Origin of the sequence: Hymenobacter cheonanensis (assembly GCF_030581075.1) — a bacterium.
Classification (GTDB): domain Bacteria; phylum Bacteroidota; class Bacteroidia; order Cytophagales; family Hymenobacteraceae; genus Hymenobacter.
The window spans coordinates 273,000-290,018 of record NZ_JAUQSW010000005.1 but is presented as its reverse complement, the minus strand read 5'-3'; the positions used below and the strand labels follow the sequence as shown (position 1 = coordinate 290,018).

Below are 17,019 nucleotides of genomic sequence, written 5' to 3'. Positions count from 1 at the left end.
TATGCTGTCCGGTAATTGCCAATCGGCCAGGCTGGGGCAAGCCATCGAGTTTCTCTCCACAATTTTGCGTCGTTCTGCACGTCCACAAAATCCGTGAAATCCGTTTAAATCCGCGTAATCCGTGATTCTGTGAACGTACCTCTCCTCATTGCCCGTCGCTACTTTCTTTCCAAGAAAAAGCGCAACATCATTACCATCATCTCCAACATCTCGATGGTGGGCGTGGCGGTGGGCACGGCGGCGCTCATCATCGTGCTTTCGGTGTTTAACGGGCTGGAAGACCTCGTGCGCTCGCTCTACGGCAAGTCGGACCCTAGCCTGGTCATTGCGGCGCGCCAAGGCAAGTCGTTTCCCGTCGATACGCTGCTGCTAAACAAAGTGTACACTACGCCCGGCGTGGCCCTGCTCACCGAGGTTATCGAAGACAATGCCCTGCTGCAATACCACGACCGCCAGATGGTGGTGAAAATGCGCGGCTTGTCGGAAAATTACTTCGGCCAGATTCCCATCGACTCGAACCTGCTGGCCGGCGACCACCGCCTGCGCCGCGGCGAGCGCGAGTATGCCCTGGTGGGCGAAGGCGTGAAAAGCGAGCTTGGCGTGGTACTCGACAATCGGCTGGCCCCCTTACGTCTGCTCTACCCCCGCCAGGAGCCCGGCCGCAAAACTCTCAATATCAACCCCGAAAAGGCTTTCAATGAAGAAACCATTCTGGCCGGCGGCGTTTTCCAGATAGAGCAGCACCTCGACGACAGCTACCTCTTTGTGCCCCTCACCTTTGCCCGGCGCCTGCTCGGCTACGGCAACCGTCGCACCGCCCTCTACGTGCGCGTGGGGGCTAGCTTCAAGGCCGAGAAGGTGAAGGAAATGCTGCGCGAGCGCCTCGGCGATGGCTTTACGGTGCTCGACTCGGACGAGCAGCACGTGAGCCTGCTCAAGGCCATCAAGATTGAGAAGCTATTTGTGTTCATCACCTTCGCCTTCATCCTGCTCATCGCCTCGCTCAATATCTTCTTCTCGCTCTCGATGCTGGTTATCGACAAGCGTAAGGATATTGCTGTGCTCCAAGCCATTGGGGCCACCGAGCAGACAGTGCGGCAGTCGTTTTTGCTGGTGGGTGCCATTGTGGCCCTGGTGGGTGCCGTGGCGGGCCTGGCGCTGGGCATCACTATTTGCTGGATTCAGCAAACCTTCCACCTCGTGAGCATGGGCATGGCGACGAGCGTGGTAGATTCCTATCCGGTAAAAATGCAGGCCTCGGATATCTTTTTTATCTCCTTGGCTATCATCTCGATAACCTTGGCCGTATCCATCCGGCCCGCGCTGAATGCCGGGCGAATGCAAATTCGGGAGAACCTCTAGCCAACCTCGACCGTAGGCGGGAGCCTGGCGCGGGCTGCGGTAAAATTGAGCAAAATCAATCGGGAATACCGGCCGCGCGGGCTAACTTGCACGTTCTCGTGCTCGGCTATGAATGTTTCTACTGCGCAACCTTTTCAATTAGTTTACTCGCTGTTCGCGCACGAGTATCTGGGTCACCTTTTTACGGCGCATGTGGTGCAGCTAGGCCCCGGTGGCCGCCTCACGCTGCAACACCAAACGATTTCGGCCAAAAACGCCCCGGAATTTGCGGCGGGCCTCGAAAAGGACGACTACGAGCTTATCGCCCTCTGCGACCAGTTGCAGCAAGACGCGGTTATCAAGGAATTCTGGCCTCGCAAAATCACGGCGGCCGATTTTTTCCTCAAGATTTACAACCCGGAAAAAGGCGATAAGCCCCTGCAGGAGGCCATTGCCCGCTACGTGCAAACGCGGCTGGGCCGGCTGCTGGCGGGCCTCAAAGACAAGCACGTCTTCATCATGGGCCGCGACGGCGAGCCCACTTGGCGCGAGCTACGGCTAGCCCCCGTGCCGGCCTCCATCCTCTTCCACTTCCGGCGCAACGAGGAGAGCACGCACTATTTCCCGACGATTCAGTTTCAGAATCAAAAGCTTGACTTTCAGTTTAAAAACGCCGTGCTGGTGTGCCAGCAGCCCGCCTGGCTGCTGCTCGACGACGTGCTCTACTGCTTCCGCCACGATGTGGACGGGCGCAAGCTGCTGCCGTTTCTGAACAAGAAATTCATCACCGTGCCGAGGGCGGTAGAGAAAAGCTACTTCCAGAAGTTCGTGGCCCCGCTCATGGAGTCGTTTGATGTGCACGCGCGCGGCTTCGATATTCGCACCGAGCGCTACCTGGCCCGGCCCCAGCTCACGTTTTCGGACGTGCCGCCCGGGCCGGCGGCCGGCGCGCCGGTGGTGCCCGTGCGCCCGCCCGGCCCGCCCCGGCGGGGCCGCGTGCCGCTGCCCAAGCCCCTGGTTATTCCGGGCGCGGGCACCGATGAGGCGCCGCTGTTTTTCAACCTAACCTTCCGCTACGGCGCCTACGACCTGCCCCTGACGCCGCCGCGCCCCATGAGCGTGCAGCTGGAAGAAGATGCTGATTCTTACATCTTTCGGCGCCTGCTGCGCTCGGCCAAAGAAGAAGGTGACCGCGCCGAAGAGCTGCGCCAGCGCGGCCTGCCCCTCGATGCCGAGGGCCACGCCAGCTTGCCCAAAGCCGAGGCTTTTCGCTGGCTGCACGACAATGCCCCGGCGCTGGGCGAGCTGGGTTTTCAGGTGCAGGGCGGTGCCTCGGCCAGCCAGGATTATTTCATTGGGCCGGTGCGGGTAGAAGTGGGTATTGAGGAGCGCGGCGACTGGTTCGACGTGCGCGGCACGGTGTGGTTTGGCGAGTACGCGGTGCCGTTTATCCGGCTGCGGCCCTACATTTTGCAGCGCCGCCGCGAGTACCGCCTGCCCAACGGCCAGGTCGCGTTCATCCCCGACGAGTGGTTTACCGACTACCTCGAACTCTTCGCCTTTGCCGAAGAAACCGACGGCCAGCCGCTAGCCCTGCGCCGCCACCACTTGTCATTAGTCAATGATTTAGAGCAGGATAACCTGGCTACCGTCACGCTTACGCGCCGGCTCGAGAAGCTGCGCGACTTTGCCGCCGTCGAAGACCGAGCACTGCCGGTGGGCTTCCGGGGCACGCTGCGGCCGTATCAGCAGGCGGGCTACAACTGGCTGCGCTTTGTGCAGGACTACCACCTCGGCGGCTGCCTGGCCGATGATATGGGCCTGGGCAAATCGGTGCAGACCCTGGTGATGCTGCTCGAGCGCCAGGAAAGCCAGGCCAGCCAGGGCGCCGCTTCGCTGCTGGTGCTGCCTACCTCGTTGGTTTACAATTGGATGGCCGAGGCCCGCAAGTTCACCCCTAGCCTGCGCCTGCTGGTGTACACAGGCACGTACCGCGACAAAAACGTGGCGCAGTTTGCCGACTACGACGTGGTGCTGACCAGCTACGGCATCGTGCGCCTCGACACTGAGCTGCTGGCCAGCTATCACTTTGACTACGTGATACTTGATGAGTCGCAGGCCATCAAGAACCCTAGCTCGACCACGGCGCAGGCCGTGCGCAAGCTGCGGGCCCGGCACCGGCTTATCCTTACCGGCACGCCGGTCGAGAACTCGACAATGGATTTATGGTCGCAGATGACCTTTATCAACCCGGGCTTGCTGGGTACGCAGGCGTTTTTCCGCAAGGAATTCGTGAAGCCCATCGAGAAAAACCAGGACGAAAGCCGCACCCGCAAGCTGCACGCGCTCATCAAGCCCTTTGTGCTGCGCCGCCACAAAGCGCAGGTAGCCAGCGAGCTACCCGAAAAAACGGAGCACCTCAGCTACTGCCCGCTCACGGAAGAGCAGGCGCAGTTTTACGAAGAAACCAAGAGCTTTTACCGCAATAAAATTCTGGAAAGCCTGGAGGGGCACGCGCCTACGCCGGCCGGCGGCACGCAGCTGCTGCTGTTGCAAGGTCTCACGCGCCTGCGCCAGATTGCCAACCACCCGCACCTGGCCGACAGCAGCTACGAAGGCGAATCGGGCAAGATGCGTGAGATTTTACGTATGATTCGCAGCGTGGTTTCGGAAGGCCACAAAGTATTGGTTTTCAGTCAGTTTGTGCAGCACCTGACTTTGGTGCGCGCCGGCCTCGACGAGCGCCAGCTCGCCTACGCCTACCTCGATGGCCACACTCGCGACCGCCAGGGCGAAGTCGAGCGCTTCCAGCACACGCCCGACCTGCAAATCTTCCTCATCAGCCTCAAGGCCGGCGGCGTGGGCCTCAACCTCACGGCCGCCGACTACGTGTTTATTCTCGACCCGTGGTGGAACCCGGCCGTGGAGGCGCAGGCCGTAGACCGCGCCCACCGCATTGGGCAGCAGCGGCCGGTGTTCGTGTACAAGTTCATCAGCCAGAACACGGTGGAAGAGAAAATACTAGCCCTGCAAAAGCGTAAGCTACAGCTGGTGAGCGACTTGATAACGACCGATGAGGCCGTAATCAAGTCGCTGACGCGCGAGGATATTGAGGAGCTGCTGGGGTAATAGCTGCCAGAACCTGTTACCGCTAAGCTATGCGACCGCTCTTCTTAGAAGTGTTTGACTCGCCGGTTTTCGGGGTCATCGTCTTCTTACTATTCTTTGCCCTCGCCTCCTTGGTGGCGGGCATGGGGTGGCTGATAATTCACTTGTGCAAGCTGCTGGGGCAGCGGTGGAGCCAGCCAGCCGAAACGGACCCTTTTCCGGCTACTACTAGGCGCTTGGCCGCGCTGCTGCTGCTTGTGCCCATAGGGTTTTTGGTGGTTGCCATCGGGCTAGTGGTCAATAAAGCGGCCTTCTTTTGGGCGGGCCTCAGCCGGTAATGCACCGGATTGGCGGCAGCGTATATCCTCAAGCCGCCAATTGTCGTTACTTGCACGGCAGATGGGCGCCATGTGGGCGCCCGCTACTCTTTGCCCATGCATTCTCGACTATTGGCGGCCCGTTTTTGGTACTCTTCGGCTTTTTACCCGCTAGCGGCGCTGCTGCTGGGCGGCGGCACGCTCGGCAGCTGTGGCGGGTCCGATAAACCTACTGAGAAAGTCACCACTGCGGCAACCAGCAAAACGCCCGCCGCGGCCATCAGCCAAATCAGTGTTTTTGTGGATGCCTCCACCGGGATGCGCGGCTTCATGCACCCCAATGCGCCGGGCGAAACGGGCAGCCAGTTTCAGCGCGCCATTACCGAGCTGCTAAGCAACATCAACGACCAGCGGGCTGCTAATAAGGTAGCGCCAACCTATTATTTCGTGCAGGAAAGCACCGCCAAGGACCCGCATACGCTACGGCCGACTACCTACGCCGAGCTGAGCAACACGGTGAGCACGGGCATTCAAAACCCCGCGCTAGGCACCGAAATGCCCACTATGCTGCGCGAAATCCTGAAGCTCCAAAAGGGCAAGCCGGGCACGGTGAGCGTAGTAATTTCCGACTTCATCTACGCCCCGCCCGACCCCAAGCAGACCTGGAAAGTTAAAACCGACGTGAAGGACGCCCTGAATGAAGCGGCGGCTGCGGACCTGGCAATCAATATCTTCGCGGGTACTTCCGAGTTTCGGGACAAATTTTTTCCGGGCAACCGCACGCATTTTCAGGTACTGAATGGCAGCCGCCTGCCCTACTACGTGTGGGTGCTGGGCCAGCCCACCGCCGTGGCCGCCGCCACGCCCTGGCTGAAGCCACTCATGGGCGAGGGCTTCGAGCGGGTGAGCTTCAATACGCTAGCCCCACCGGCGGCGGTGTTTGAGCACTTTGGCAATGTGGGCGAGTGGTACGTAGACAAAACCGGCAGCCGCCAAACCCAGCCCCTGACGCTGCATTTCACCAAGAGCCTGTCGCGCCAGGAGCCGGCCGAGTTTGTGCTCGGCCTCGACCTCAGCAATGCGCCTGCCGCCGAGGCCGCTAGCCTACCCACCAAGCTGCAGCTCGATGAAGCCGGTACGGGCGCCACTCTCGCCAAAGTATGGGCGGCCCGCAACGAGCCCAAGGCGCCGCGCAGCCCCGCGCTACCCACTTACACGCACCTGGCCAGGGTGCACCTGGAGCACCTGCCCGGCCAAAAGCCCGCCACGCTACGCCTCGTGCTGCCCCGCACCCAGCCCACCTGGGTTGCCAAATACACTACGCTCAACGATAGCAACATCGCCGCGCAAGGGCCTAAAACTTTCTTGCTGAGCGAAGTAATACAAGGCGTGCAGGACTACTACGACCAGCAGCCGGCCGGCCGCGAAGTGTGGGCGCTGCCCGTGCAGCTGCGCGCCGCCGACTAAACGGCCCGTTTCTTGCCGCTGGCCCGGGCCTGGCCGTTCTCCTTTTCCCCGAAACCCTATTTTTCTTTCATGTTTCAGAAGCTGTTCACCACCCTCTACCAGGCGCTGCTGGGCACCGCCGAGCCGTCGTCGCTGATTCCGGTTTACCAAAAAAGCATTTTTCCGGGTGTGGGCCTGGGCACGCTTTTCGGCGTGGCGCTGGGGGCGGCGCTGCTGTTTTACGTCATCTTCAACCGGGTGCTGACGACATCTTTTTACAAGACCTCGCACTGGCTTATTATGCTGCTGCTCACGGCTGTTGGCTCGGCTATTTTGGCCTACTCGCAGGCGCGCTCGGTGGTGTACGCTAGCCTGGATGGGGAAACGCTAGGGGCCGTTGAGAAGTCGGCCTACGACCGGTACGTGCTGGGTTTTTTGGTGGTAAATGCGCTGTACGGGGCCTTGTTTTTTGTACTCTGGTCGTTTGTGGTAAAGCCGCTGTCGGTAAGCGCCCGCACCACGCCCGTGCGCTGGCCCAACTAGGCTAGCGCCGCGCTGCCGGTATTACCCGGCTCATTACGGGTGTCACGCAGTGGCCGACGCTAGAAACACCAACCTTAAACCAACGGAAACCTCTAACAATCAACTATGTCCACGCTATACATCTTCGGTATTGGCGGCACGGGGTCGCGGGTTATCCGCTCACTCACAATGCTGCTGGCAGCCGGGGTCGAACTCAAGAACTGCGACCGGGTGGTGCCCATCATTATCGACCCCGACGCTACTAACGGTGACAAGCAGCGCACCATCGAGCTGCTCAAAACCTACCAGCGCCTGCGCTCGCAGATAAAGCCGGCCGCGCCGGGGGCTAGCACCGCCGGGCAGTTCTTCGGGGCTGACATTCAGACCCTGGCCTCGCTGGCCAGGCCCGGCGAGCAGCGTGATACGCGGGTAAAAGACACCTTCGAGTACAGCTTTAGCGGCATGGAAGAGCCGCTGCGCGACTACCTGCGCTACACCAGCCTGCCGGTGGAGAGCCAGTACCTGGTGGATTTACTCTTCGACCCTAAGAGCCTCGATGAGAACCTCAAAGTCGGGTTCAAAGGCAGCCCCAACGTGGGCAGCGTGGTGCTGAACCAACTGGTGGACTCGCCTGAGTTTCAGTTTTTCGGTAATGAGTTTCGAGCGGGCGACCGCATTTTCTTCATCAGCTCCATCTTTGGGGGCACGGGCGCGGCGGGCTTCCCGCTGCTGCTCAAGAACCTGCGCGACCGCGATGCCAACCTGCCCCATATCGAGCTGCTGAATACGGCGCCGATTGGGGCGCTCAGCCTGCTGCCTTACTTCAGCCTGAAAAGTGAGGACACCAGCGCCATTGATTCTAACACGTTCATTACCAAGACGAAGGCGGCCCTAGCGTACTACCAGCAAAACCTGCACGGCCTGAACGCCATGTACTACCTCGGCGACCAGGCGCAGAAGCAAAACGATAACCACGAGGGCGGCATCGGCCAGCAAAACAACGCCCACTTTATCGAGGTGGTGGGGGCCCTGGCGGTGCTCGACTTCCTAGATAAACCCGACAGCATCGCCCACGAGGAGCACTTCTATGAGTTTGGGCTGGAGCGCGACGAGAACGACCTGCGCTTCGAGCACTTCGACCGCCGCCAAACCTTGCCGAAGGTGGGCGAGGCGCTGACGCGCTTCCACTTTTTCGCTACGTGGCTGCAACATCACCTCGATGACACGATGTCGGCTACTTACGCGACCAATCTAGGGCTGAAAAACGCCTGGGACCGCGACCCGTTTTACCTGGATTTACGGCGATTTTTGTTTGACTACAACTCGCCCGACCGGCAGTTTATCAGCTACACCGCCTGGCTGCGCGAGCTGCGCGATAATGCCCGGCGCTTCCGGCCCTTCAACCTGCGCGACGGCTACGACCCGCAAAACCACTGGGACAGCATGGCCGACCTACTGGAGCCGGACTTCGACAAAGCAGTAGCCGGCAAAGAATTGAAGAAGAAAGGCTTATTTGGGAAGTCAGACGTTATCGACCCCAAGCAAATCCGGGTGATGCTGGACAAGCGCCTGAGCCAGGCCGTGGCCAATGACACGGCTAGCTCGCCGGCCACGGCGCTGGTCCGCACCTTCACGGAGGTGATGGATGAAGTAGTGAGCGGGCAGCAGTTGCTGCAATAGTCATTAAGTCAACTGACCAATTTTCTTTTTATGGTCGTCATGCTGAACGCAGTGAGGCATCTCGCTCGCTCCGTTGCTGACGATTGAGTTACTAATCCAAGCGAGATGCTTCACTGCGTTCAGCATGACGTTCTAAGTAGGAATCGTGCCGCAGAGGAGCGTCTGTTTAACAGATTTTTATGAGTAACATCCTTCAGCTCCTTGACCGCGGCAAGCCCACGCTGCGCGGCTGGCAGGAGTCGGACCGCATCACGGCCGGCGAAGCCGAGAAAATGCAGGACCCCGCCGGCGACAACCCGCGCCGCACGGCTACGGCCATTCCGACGCCGTTTGGGCGCATGCACCTGCTGGAAACGGCCTTCAAGTTTGTGCGCCAGCAGCCGCAGGGCAACTCGCTCTACCATAGGCTGGTAGCGCAGTGCTGGGACATGTTGGAGCTGATGTTTTACAACAAGGCTACTGATGCGTATAAACTGCGCTTCGTGCCCTGGGCCAAGAAGGAGCAGGTAGACCTACTGACGCAGAGCCGCGAGCCGCGCATCCGCCTGCTGGGCAATACGTTGCGCCTGTACCTGGCCGACCCGCACTTTCGCGAGCTGGATACGCTGTACCTCATTTTTGCCGATAGCCGCGACGCCAGCGGGCGCGAAACCCGGCAGCTGCTAGGGGGCACCTCGCCCTTCACGCTGGTGTTTGCGCACCCGGCCGTGCCGCGGCTGAATATGCAGCGCAAGGGCGACGGCAACGGTTTTTACTTCGATAATCAGGTAGTGCCGCTCAATCAGCGCAGCGCCGAGTTTCAGAGCTACATTTTTGGGCTCTTCGAGGTGCACCCCGAGCTGCGGCAGGAGAATTTTGCGCAGTGCATCGCGCAGTTTCTGGCCGCTACCGATAAGGGCCGCGTGCAGGCCCTAGCCGAGGAAAAGCCGAACGTGGCCACCTTCGAGCAGCACTACGAGCCGCTGCGCGACGCGCTGGGCAACGCGGTGCAGGTGCGCGGCATCACGCTGTTTAAGCAAGCCGAGGCGCAGCAGAAAACGACCTCCGACTGGTTTATTCGCTTTAATGAGCGGGTGCCGCAGGCCGGTAAAATTCCGCTGGTGCTGATGCCCGGCCTCGACCTGCGCCGCAGCGACTACTTCGGTGGCACGGCGGGTACCGACCAGACGGTTATCCAGTACGGCTACGAGAACCAGCGCCTGGAAGAGCGCCGCTTGGAAACGCTGGGGATACAATATCCCTTCCTGACGGTCAACGACTTTCTGGAAGACCGGCTGCTCGAAGTGCCCTTCGCGGTGAATACCGAGCGCTTCTATTTTGGCCAGGTGCAGCCCGAGCCGGGCGCCCGGCCCGAGGACCGGCCGCTGCGCTTTTTGCTGCCTATCAAGCGGGCGTGGTTCGATTATTTCGAGCCGGCCGACCTGGATAAGCAATTGCGCCTCACGCTGTTCGACAACCACGTGCAGCTGCGGCTGGCCGTGCCCGTGACCAGCGGGCGCGAGGTGGTGTACGAGCGCAGCTACTACTTCCGCCCCGGCCCTAGCCAGGGCGCCGATGCCGCGGTAGAGGCCGTGCGCAGCGACTCGCCCAAGACGCCCTACCGCGGCGGCCGCGTAAGCGCCCGCCTCGACGTGGGCGTGTTCCCGTTCTACAAGTTTGAGGGCGTGAATGCCCGCGACAACGGCCCGTACTACGTGCAGCTAGCCGACCAGAATGAGGGCGCCGACCTGGCCAAGCTCAACTTTTACCAAGGCGGGCAGGCGCTGCCAACTTTGGTGCCCGGTGGCACGCGGGGCGTGCGCGCCCGCCAGCGCATGGGCCGCAACCCGCGGGGGCCGGCTAGCACCTATTATGAGGTGGTAGGCACGGCCTTCGACTTTATGGAAGTGGAAACGCCGGTGAGCGGCCAGCTTTCGGCGCCGGCTACCGGCCTGCTGGTGCCGCGCTGGCAGGTGGTGAGCCCTGGCGCCCAGCGCTACACGTTTGCCGTGGACTTCGGCACCACCAATACGCACGTGGCCTTCGCTACCGCCGACCGGCCCGAGCCCCAGCCCTTCCGCATTGGCACCGAGCGCGAGATGGAAGTGGTGATGCTGAACCGCCCGCTGCCCTCCTCCGATTTCGTATTGCCCAAGCGCTACGGCCCCGACTCGTTTGGCACCATGCCCCTGGCCGACACGGTGCGCAACCGCGAGTTTGTGCCCGCCTTCATTGGCATTGAGGGCGCCGAGTCGGCGTTCCCGATTCGCACGGCTACGTGCGAGTCGCCGGCGTTCATCAGCGAGGGCAACCCGCAGCTGTTTGGCAGCATCAACATCGGCTTTTACCTGAGCCGCGACGGCTTCCTCTACAACCACCCCGAGGATGGCCGCTACCGCACCAACCTGAAGTGGAACACCGAAGGCGGCGAGCGCGCCGCCGGGGTCGAGCGTATTCGCGCCTATATCCGTGAGCTGCTGCTGCTCATCAAGCACAAAGTGGCGCTGAATGAAGGCGATGTGCGCGCCACGCAGGTGGTATGGTCGCGCCCGCTGAGCATGAAAACCGTGGCTCGGCGCGACTTCCACGACATTTGGTACCAAGAGTTTGAGCGCGTGTTTGGCGAGGAGCCGGGCCAGCGGCTAGCCGACCTCAGCGAGTCGTGGGCGCCGTACCTGTACCTCACCGACCGCCACACCGACGGCGGCATCGTGCCCTCGGAGCGCGACAACGTGGTGAACATCGACATCGGCGGCGGCACCACCGACGTGCTGCTGCTGCGCGGTAAAAAGCCCGAGGCCACGCTCTCGTTCCGCTTTGCCGGCGATGTGCTGTGGGGCGATGGCGCCTTCGGCGGCGCGCGCCAGCAAAATGGCCTGCTCTACTACTACGTGGCCCGCACCGCCAACAAGCCCGTGAGCCAGGAGGCTGCCGCCGCCCGCGAGGTGGTGCGCGCCGCCCTCGAAAGCAAGGCTACCTCGGCCGACGTGGTGAGCCTGCTCTTCAACTTTGATAAGCAGCTGGAATTCAGCCGCGAGCTGCGCAGCGCGCGGCAACTGCGCATTGTGCTGCTGCTGCACTACGCGGCGGTGGTGTACCACGTGGGGCAGGTGTGCCAGGCCCGGCAGCTGGCGGTGCCGCGCCACCTGTGCTTCAGCGGCAAGGGCAGCACCTATTTGCGGATGCTTGACCTCGACCCGCAGCTCGGCACGCTCACCGAGGTTGGCAAGCTCATTCTGGAGTTTGCCTCGGGCCAAACCGCCCCCAGCGACTTCCGCCTCACGCTGGTGAGCCAGCCCAAGGAAGCCACCGCCAACGGCTCGGTGCTATGGAAGCAGGCCGGCGGCGACGCCGCCCAGGCCAAAGCCCCGGCCGAGTTTGTGCTGCCCGGCGTGCTGCCGGCCGATGCGCCCGCCGGCCCGCCCCAGGCCTTTACCCTGGCCGAGGCCGAAAGCGATACTATTGAGGATGAAGTAATTGCCAACGCCCGGCGCCTGGTGCGCTTCATCACCCACGATTCGGCCGAAATCCGCGGGCTGCTCGATGAGCTGAACGTGGAAATCGACCCCGATTTCGTGTATAATTTCCTCGATGGCAAGCTCAAGGACAGCCTGCGCGCTGGCCTGAACTCGCTGCGCGACAGCGGCACCAACGCCGACGACCGCCTGCCCGAGACGCTGTTTTTCTTCCCTTTCCGCGATTCCCTGTTTCAGTTGGGCCGTGAGCTTTTCAAGCGCTACTATGCTTCGCAAACGCATTAAGTTCGGCACGCTGGCCGGCCTGGCAGTAGTAGCTATCGGGCTAGGGGCCCCCGCCCGGGCTCAGAACCCCACAATGGCCAACCCGGCTACCAACGTGCCGCCGGCCGATGTGCGCGCCCGCATGTGGGCCGCCACGGCCCGCTACGTATATACCGACGACCCGGCCCTGGCTACGCTACGCCCGCAGCTGCTCCAAACCATCGACAGCAGCAGCGTGAAAGCCTTTGGCCGCAGCCTCGACAAGGTGGTGCAGCTAGAGCGCAAGGCCATCCCCAAGCAGGCGCACACGCTGAAGCTGCTGGGCGATTTCAAGATTGTGAGCGCTAAAAACGAGCCAGCGGCCGCGCTAGCCACCACCCTGGCCACTACCCTGCTCGACAACAACCCGAGCCGCCAGGGCAAGGCTACTTTTTTGCAGCTGCGCAACACGCTGCACGCGCTAGCCTTCCCGGGTGCGCCCGGGCCGGTGGCCGCCGCCCCTGTTGCCGCGCCGGTAGCGGCGCCAGATTCGGCCGCAGCGGTGCCGGTCCAGGCGGCAGCGCCAGCCAGCGCGGCCACCATCACTCCTACTTCTTCTACTTCTATGCTGCTCACCTATCTGGCACTGGCTCTTTCCGTTATCAGCCTGCTGGTGTCCTTGCTGAAGGGCCGGGGCTCGCGGTCGGGGCACCGCCACCACAGCCATTCGGCCCCGGCGCTCAGCACCCTCACCGATGAGATGCGGACCGAAATACGGACTATGCTGCAGCGCGAGGTGGGCAAGCTGCCCGGCGCCCGCCCCGCCCCCGATGCGCCCACCAAGCCAGCTCAATCGGTTAAAACCACGCTGGCTAAAGCGGCGGCGCCCCAGCCAGCCCCGGTAGCTGTGCCTGCTCCGCCCCCGCCCGTTGCTAGCCCCGCCCCTGCCGAGCCGGCTCCAATCGTGGAAGAATCTCCCGCCGGCTATCAGCCCGAGCCAGTGGCGGCGCCCCCGACCCGCACGCTGTATGCCAACCAGCAGCCCATCGACGGCTTTTTTAAGCGCGATATGCTGGCCGAAGCCCCGGCTTCGTACTCCATCTTCGAGCTAACAATGGCCGCCGATGCCCCCGACCAAGCGCAGTTTGTGGTGGCGAGCAACCCGGCCGGGCACGCCGGCTACATCGGCAGCCACCAGAATATTCTGGGCGGCGCCTGCGAGTATCCGTTTCCGAAGGGCAGCGTGTCGCGCATCGTCACCGACGCGCCGGGGCAGGCCCAGCGCACGGCCAGCGGCGACTGGCAGATAACCCGCAAAGCACAGGTGCACTTCGAGTAACTTCGCGGCATGGAGGCACTGGAATGGCTCGCGCTGCTTATGGTTATTGGGTTTCAGGCGCGGGCCTTCTGGTACAGCCGGGGGGCTAGCGCACAGCTGGCGGCGCTGTTTCCGCCCAGCAGCACCCTGCGGCTAGCCCAGCACCGAGACGAAGTGAGCGGCCAGCAGGCCGACGTGCTGCTGGCTACCGGCGCCACACCCGCCTTCGAAGCCGTGGTGCAGGACACCAACGCCTACCTGCTCAAAAACAAGGGCACTGCCGATTTCAACATCCTGCAAAGCATTGCCGAGCGCCGCGCCGTGGCCCTCGATGCCGAGGTGCAGAGCAGCACCTCAGCCCCGCTCTACATCGGGCTGATGGGCACCTTCCTGGGGGCCATTCTGGGGCTAGCGGGGTTGCTGGCGGGCAGCGGCCGCTTTGATGAGGCCGGCATTCAGGGCTTTTTGCGGGGCGTGACGGTGGCCATGATTGGCAGCCTTTGCGGGCTGGGCCTCACGCTCTGGGGCAGTGCGCTGTACAGAGACGCGCACCGCCAGGCCGAAGGGCGCCGCAACGACTACTACACGTTTTTGCAGGTGCAGCTGCTGCCCATTCTGCACTCCGATATGGCTGGCAGCCTGGGCAGCCTCAAGGCTGTGCTCGACGCCTTCAACCAGGAGTTTTTGAGCAAGATTTACGAGTTTGGGCCCATCGTGCGGGCCCTGAACGAGAATATCAGCACCCAGAAAGACTTTCTGGAGCAGCTGCAAAAAGTGGGCTACACCCAGATGGCCGACGCCAGCATTCGGGTGTTTGATAAGGTGGCGCAGAGCGCGCATCACTTCGAGAATTTCCTGGCTTACCAGCAGCAGCTCAACGAGATGCTGCGCAACGGCGGTGAGGTGGCCGGTAAAATCACCAGCCTGCTGGCCCGCCTTACGGGCCTCGAAACCGGCCTCAACCAAGTGCCGGCCCTCGTGCAGCAGCACGCGGGCACGGTGCAGGCGCAGCTCAGCTTTTTTCGCCAAAACCAGACTGAACTCGACCGGCTGGCCCGGCAGTCGGAGCAGTTTATGGATACGCAGTACCACGAGCTGGCCGGCGTGATGCGCCAGCGCATGACCGTGCTTAAGCAGGAGGCCGACCAGGCGGCGCGGGTGTTGGAAGACCATTTTCAGGCCCTCAGCAAAGACAATGTGTACGAGCGTATTGTGCAGTACCTCAGTCCGTTTAGCGAGCTGCCGGCGCAGCAGCAGGCCCTGAACCAGTTGCAGGAGCGCCAGGCCTTGCAAACCGCGCAGGCAATGCGCGCGCTGCAAACCCGCATTGAGGACGATTCGGTTTTGCAGCATCAGCTGCTGGCCCAGGTAACGCGCACCAACGCCGTGCTTGAGCAGCTTACCCAGCGCAGCTGGCTCCAGAAGGCGCTAGGCCTGAACAGGAAATAGCCCGGCTCCATGAACCCCAACCGCCGCGACTTTTTCTGGCCGAGCTACGTGGACCTGATGACGGCCCTGTTCCTGGTTATGCTCGTGCTGTTTGTACTCAGCTACAAGCGCTTTCAGGACAAGCAGGCGGGCCTGGAGCAGGCCAAGGCCCGCCTCGAAGTGCAGCTGAAGGAAAAGAAAAAGCTGGATGAGATTCGGGCCGCGCTGGCTAGGCTCGAAGACCCGCGCTACTTCGTGTACAACCAGCGCTACAAGCGCTACGAGCTGAATTTCCCGGTCGAGTTTCGGGCCCAGCGCTACGAGCTGCCGGCCGAGGCGCGCCAGCCGCTTATCGAGGCCGGGCGCTTTTTGCTAGGCCAGATGCAGGCCCTCAACCGCGCCGACAATGTGCAGTACCTGGTGGTGGTGGAAGGCCGCGCCGCCAAAAACCCCAACCTGCCCGACACCGACCCGCGCAACCTCGACGGTGCGGCCGTGCGCCAGCTCAGCTACAACCGCGCCATGGAGGTTATTCGCCTCTGGGAGAGCGCCGGCCTGCAATTTCCGGCCAACCTGGAGCTGGTGGCCGCCGGCAGCGGCTTCAAGGGCGCGGGCCGCTACACCGGCTTTCGCGAAGAGGCGAAGAACAAGCGCTTTATCATCCAGATTCAGCCTAAAATCGGCTCACTAGGCAAGTAGTACTACTCCTCAAACGTGTTGGCCAGCAGCTTTTCCTGGCGCATGTACACAATCTGGTAGGCGGCGTTGAAGCGCACCCGCACCTGGGTGCGCAGCCGCTGGTATTTCTGGAGCGACACCCGGTAGAGCCGCATGACCTCGGTAAACGTGGCCGTGCGGCTGCCGTCGGCGGCGGGGCTGCTTACGCGCAGCGTACCGGGCTCTATCTGGCACACTGCGTGCTGGTTATCGGGAAAGAAGGTGCGGGCCAGCTCGGCGTCAATGGCCTCAGGCGTCAGGTTTTGCCGGATGTAGAGCCGCTCGACCTGCGGGGCAAAGTGCTGGCTGGCGTGCAGCGGCGGGGCGTTGAGGTCGGCGTAGTAGCTCGCCATTGCATTGCGCACCTGGGTGGCGGCCGCATCGTCGCCGGCCTCGGCGGCCGCTGCCAGGGGCCGGCCGGTGGGCTCCGCTACGCTGGCAGCGGGCACCGGGGCAGCTACGGAGGTTGGGCTAGGGTCGTTAGCCAGGTCATCGGGGCCACTAGCCTCGCTAACTGCTACGGAAGCTTTTACGGCTTTCTTTTTGGTTTTGGCGCGTTTGGCCGCCTTGGTACGCTTGGGCTTCACTGGCTTGGGCACCGCGGCAGGCACCGGCTCGGGCGCCGCCGGCTGGTGGGTAGTCAGCTCCTCATCGGGGTGGCTGGTACTGGTGAAATAATACGCTAGCCCGCCCCCCACGGCCAGCAGCAGCACCCAAAGCAGCGGCAGCAAGCTGCGCCCGCGGCTGACCGGCTCCGGGGCCGGCCGGCGGGGCGTGGCGGCCGGTGGGCCAGCCGCCGGTAGCGCAGCCGGAGCCGGCGCCACGGGTGGCGCGGGCGGGCTAGCCGGGTAAAATGTGGGCGTGGGCTTTGGCTCCGGATAAAAAGCAGGCGCGGGCGGGGCGGGCACCGCGGCCGGCGGGGCCACGGGGGCCGTGGCCTGGCGCAGCTTGGCGGCCTGCTCTTCCTGGCGCAGCCTGGCCAGGTGCTCTTCTATGCGGCGGCGAGCGGCGGCCTCGTCAGCAGCGGTAGTTGGCGGCCGGGTAGGGCTGGCCGGGGCTGCCGGAACAGCCGGCGGGCTGGGCGTTGGCACCACGGGGCCAGGGGCGCTCCCAAACATTTCGAGCAGCGACGGCAACTCCTGGCTGGGCGCGGCGGGCGCGGGCCGGCTGGCTGGCGGGGCGGCCGCGGGTTCGGCCGGCGCCAGCTTGGCCCGCAACGTGGCAAACAGCTCGGGCGTGATGACCCCGGCCGCCAGGGCGGCTTCGAGCTGCTGCAGTTCGGTGGGGCGGCCGGCCGGGGGGCCGGGCAAGGTATCGTCGTTTGCCATGCGGGAGGGCCGGGGCTGGCCTACTTTTCTAAGGCTAGCTCGTACGTAAGAAGCGGGCTAGCCCGCCAAACTTACCAAGCCGGGCGCCAAGCGGCCGGCTTTCTCTCCCCAGCCCT

General features: G+C 62.9%; 11 protein-coding genes. 10 read left to right on the top strand and 1 reads right to left on the bottom strand.

The genetic code is table 11. The features are described from left to right. Window positions 1-129: 129 nt before the first annotated feature. From Q5H89_RS12225 to Q5H89_RS12180, 10 genes are all read left to right on the top strand, one after another. Window positions 130-1,362, top strand: a complete 1,233-nt coding sequence (locus Q5H89_RS12225; RefSeq protein WP_305019600.1) for an ABC transporter permease — start codon at window positions 130-132, stop codon at window positions 1,360-1,362. 108 nt (window positions 1,363-1,470) lie between these two features. Next, a complete protein-coding gene (locus tag Q5H89_RS12220; protein ID WP_305019599.1) occupies window positions 1,471-4,470 on the top strand; it encodes a DEAD/DEAH box helicase in 3,000 nt (999 codons plus the stop codon). A gap of 29 nt (window positions 4,471-4,499) precedes the next feature. After that, window positions 4,500-4,787, top strand: a complete 288-nt coding sequence (locus Q5H89_RS12215) for a hypothetical protein (protein WP_305019598.1) — start codon at window positions 4,500-4,502, stop codon at window positions 4,785-4,787. A gap of 96 nt (window positions 4,788-4,883) precedes the next feature. Further along, window positions 4,884-6,233 (top strand): hypothetical protein, encoded by a 1,350-nt coding sequence (locus tag Q5H89_RS12210; protein WP_305019597.1) that lies wholly within the window; start codon window positions 4,884-4,886, stop codon window positions 6,231-6,233. 69 nt (window positions 6,234-6,302) lie between these two features. After that, a complete protein-coding gene (locus Q5H89_RS12205) occupies window positions 6,303-6,755 on the top strand; it encodes a hypothetical protein (protein ID WP_305019596.1) in 453 nt (150 codons plus the stop codon). Between the two features lie 105 nt (window positions 6,756-6,860). Then, entirely contained in the window at window positions 6,861-8,414 is a 1,554-nt protein-coding gene (locus Q5H89_RS12200) for a hypothetical protein (protein WP_305019595.1), read from the top strand. A gap of 179 nt (window positions 8,415-8,593) precedes the next feature. Next, on the top strand, window positions 8,594-12,154 hold the full coding sequence (locus Q5H89_RS12195) for a hypothetical protein (RefSeq protein ID WP_305019594.1): 3,561 nt from the start codon (window positions 8,594-8,596) through the stop codon (window positions 12,152-12,154). Further along, window positions 12,135-13,451: a hypothetical protein gene (locus Q5H89_RS12190; protein ID WP_305019593.1), complete on the top strand. Its 1,317-nt coding sequence runs from the start codon at window positions 12,135-12,137 to the stop codon at window positions 13,449-13,451. Before Q5H89_RS12195 ends, Q5H89_RS12190 begins: the two co-directional genes overlap by 20 nt. A 9-nt stretch (window positions 13,452-13,460) precedes the next feature. Beyond that, complete coding sequence (locus Q5H89_RS12185) at window positions 13,461-14,879, top strand: hypothetical protein (RefSeq protein ID WP_305019592.1); 1,419 nt, start codon at window positions 13,461-13,463, stop codon at window positions 14,877-14,879. 9 nt (window positions 14,880-14,888) lie between these two features. Continuing rightward, entirely contained in the window at window positions 14,889-15,557 is a 669-nt protein-coding gene (locus Q5H89_RS12180; protein WP_305019591.1) for a hypothetical protein, read from the top strand. 2 nt (window positions 15,558-15,559) lie between these two features. Here Q5H89_RS12180 and Q5H89_RS12175 read toward each other — a convergent pair whose 3' ends face one another. Continuing rightward, window positions 15,560-16,903, bottom strand: coding sequence for a hypothetical protein (locus Q5H89_RS12175; RefSeq protein WP_305019590.1), 1,344 nt, complete (start codon window positions 16,901-16,903; stop codon window positions 15,560-15,562). Window positions 16,904-17,019 lie beyond the last annotated feature (116 nt).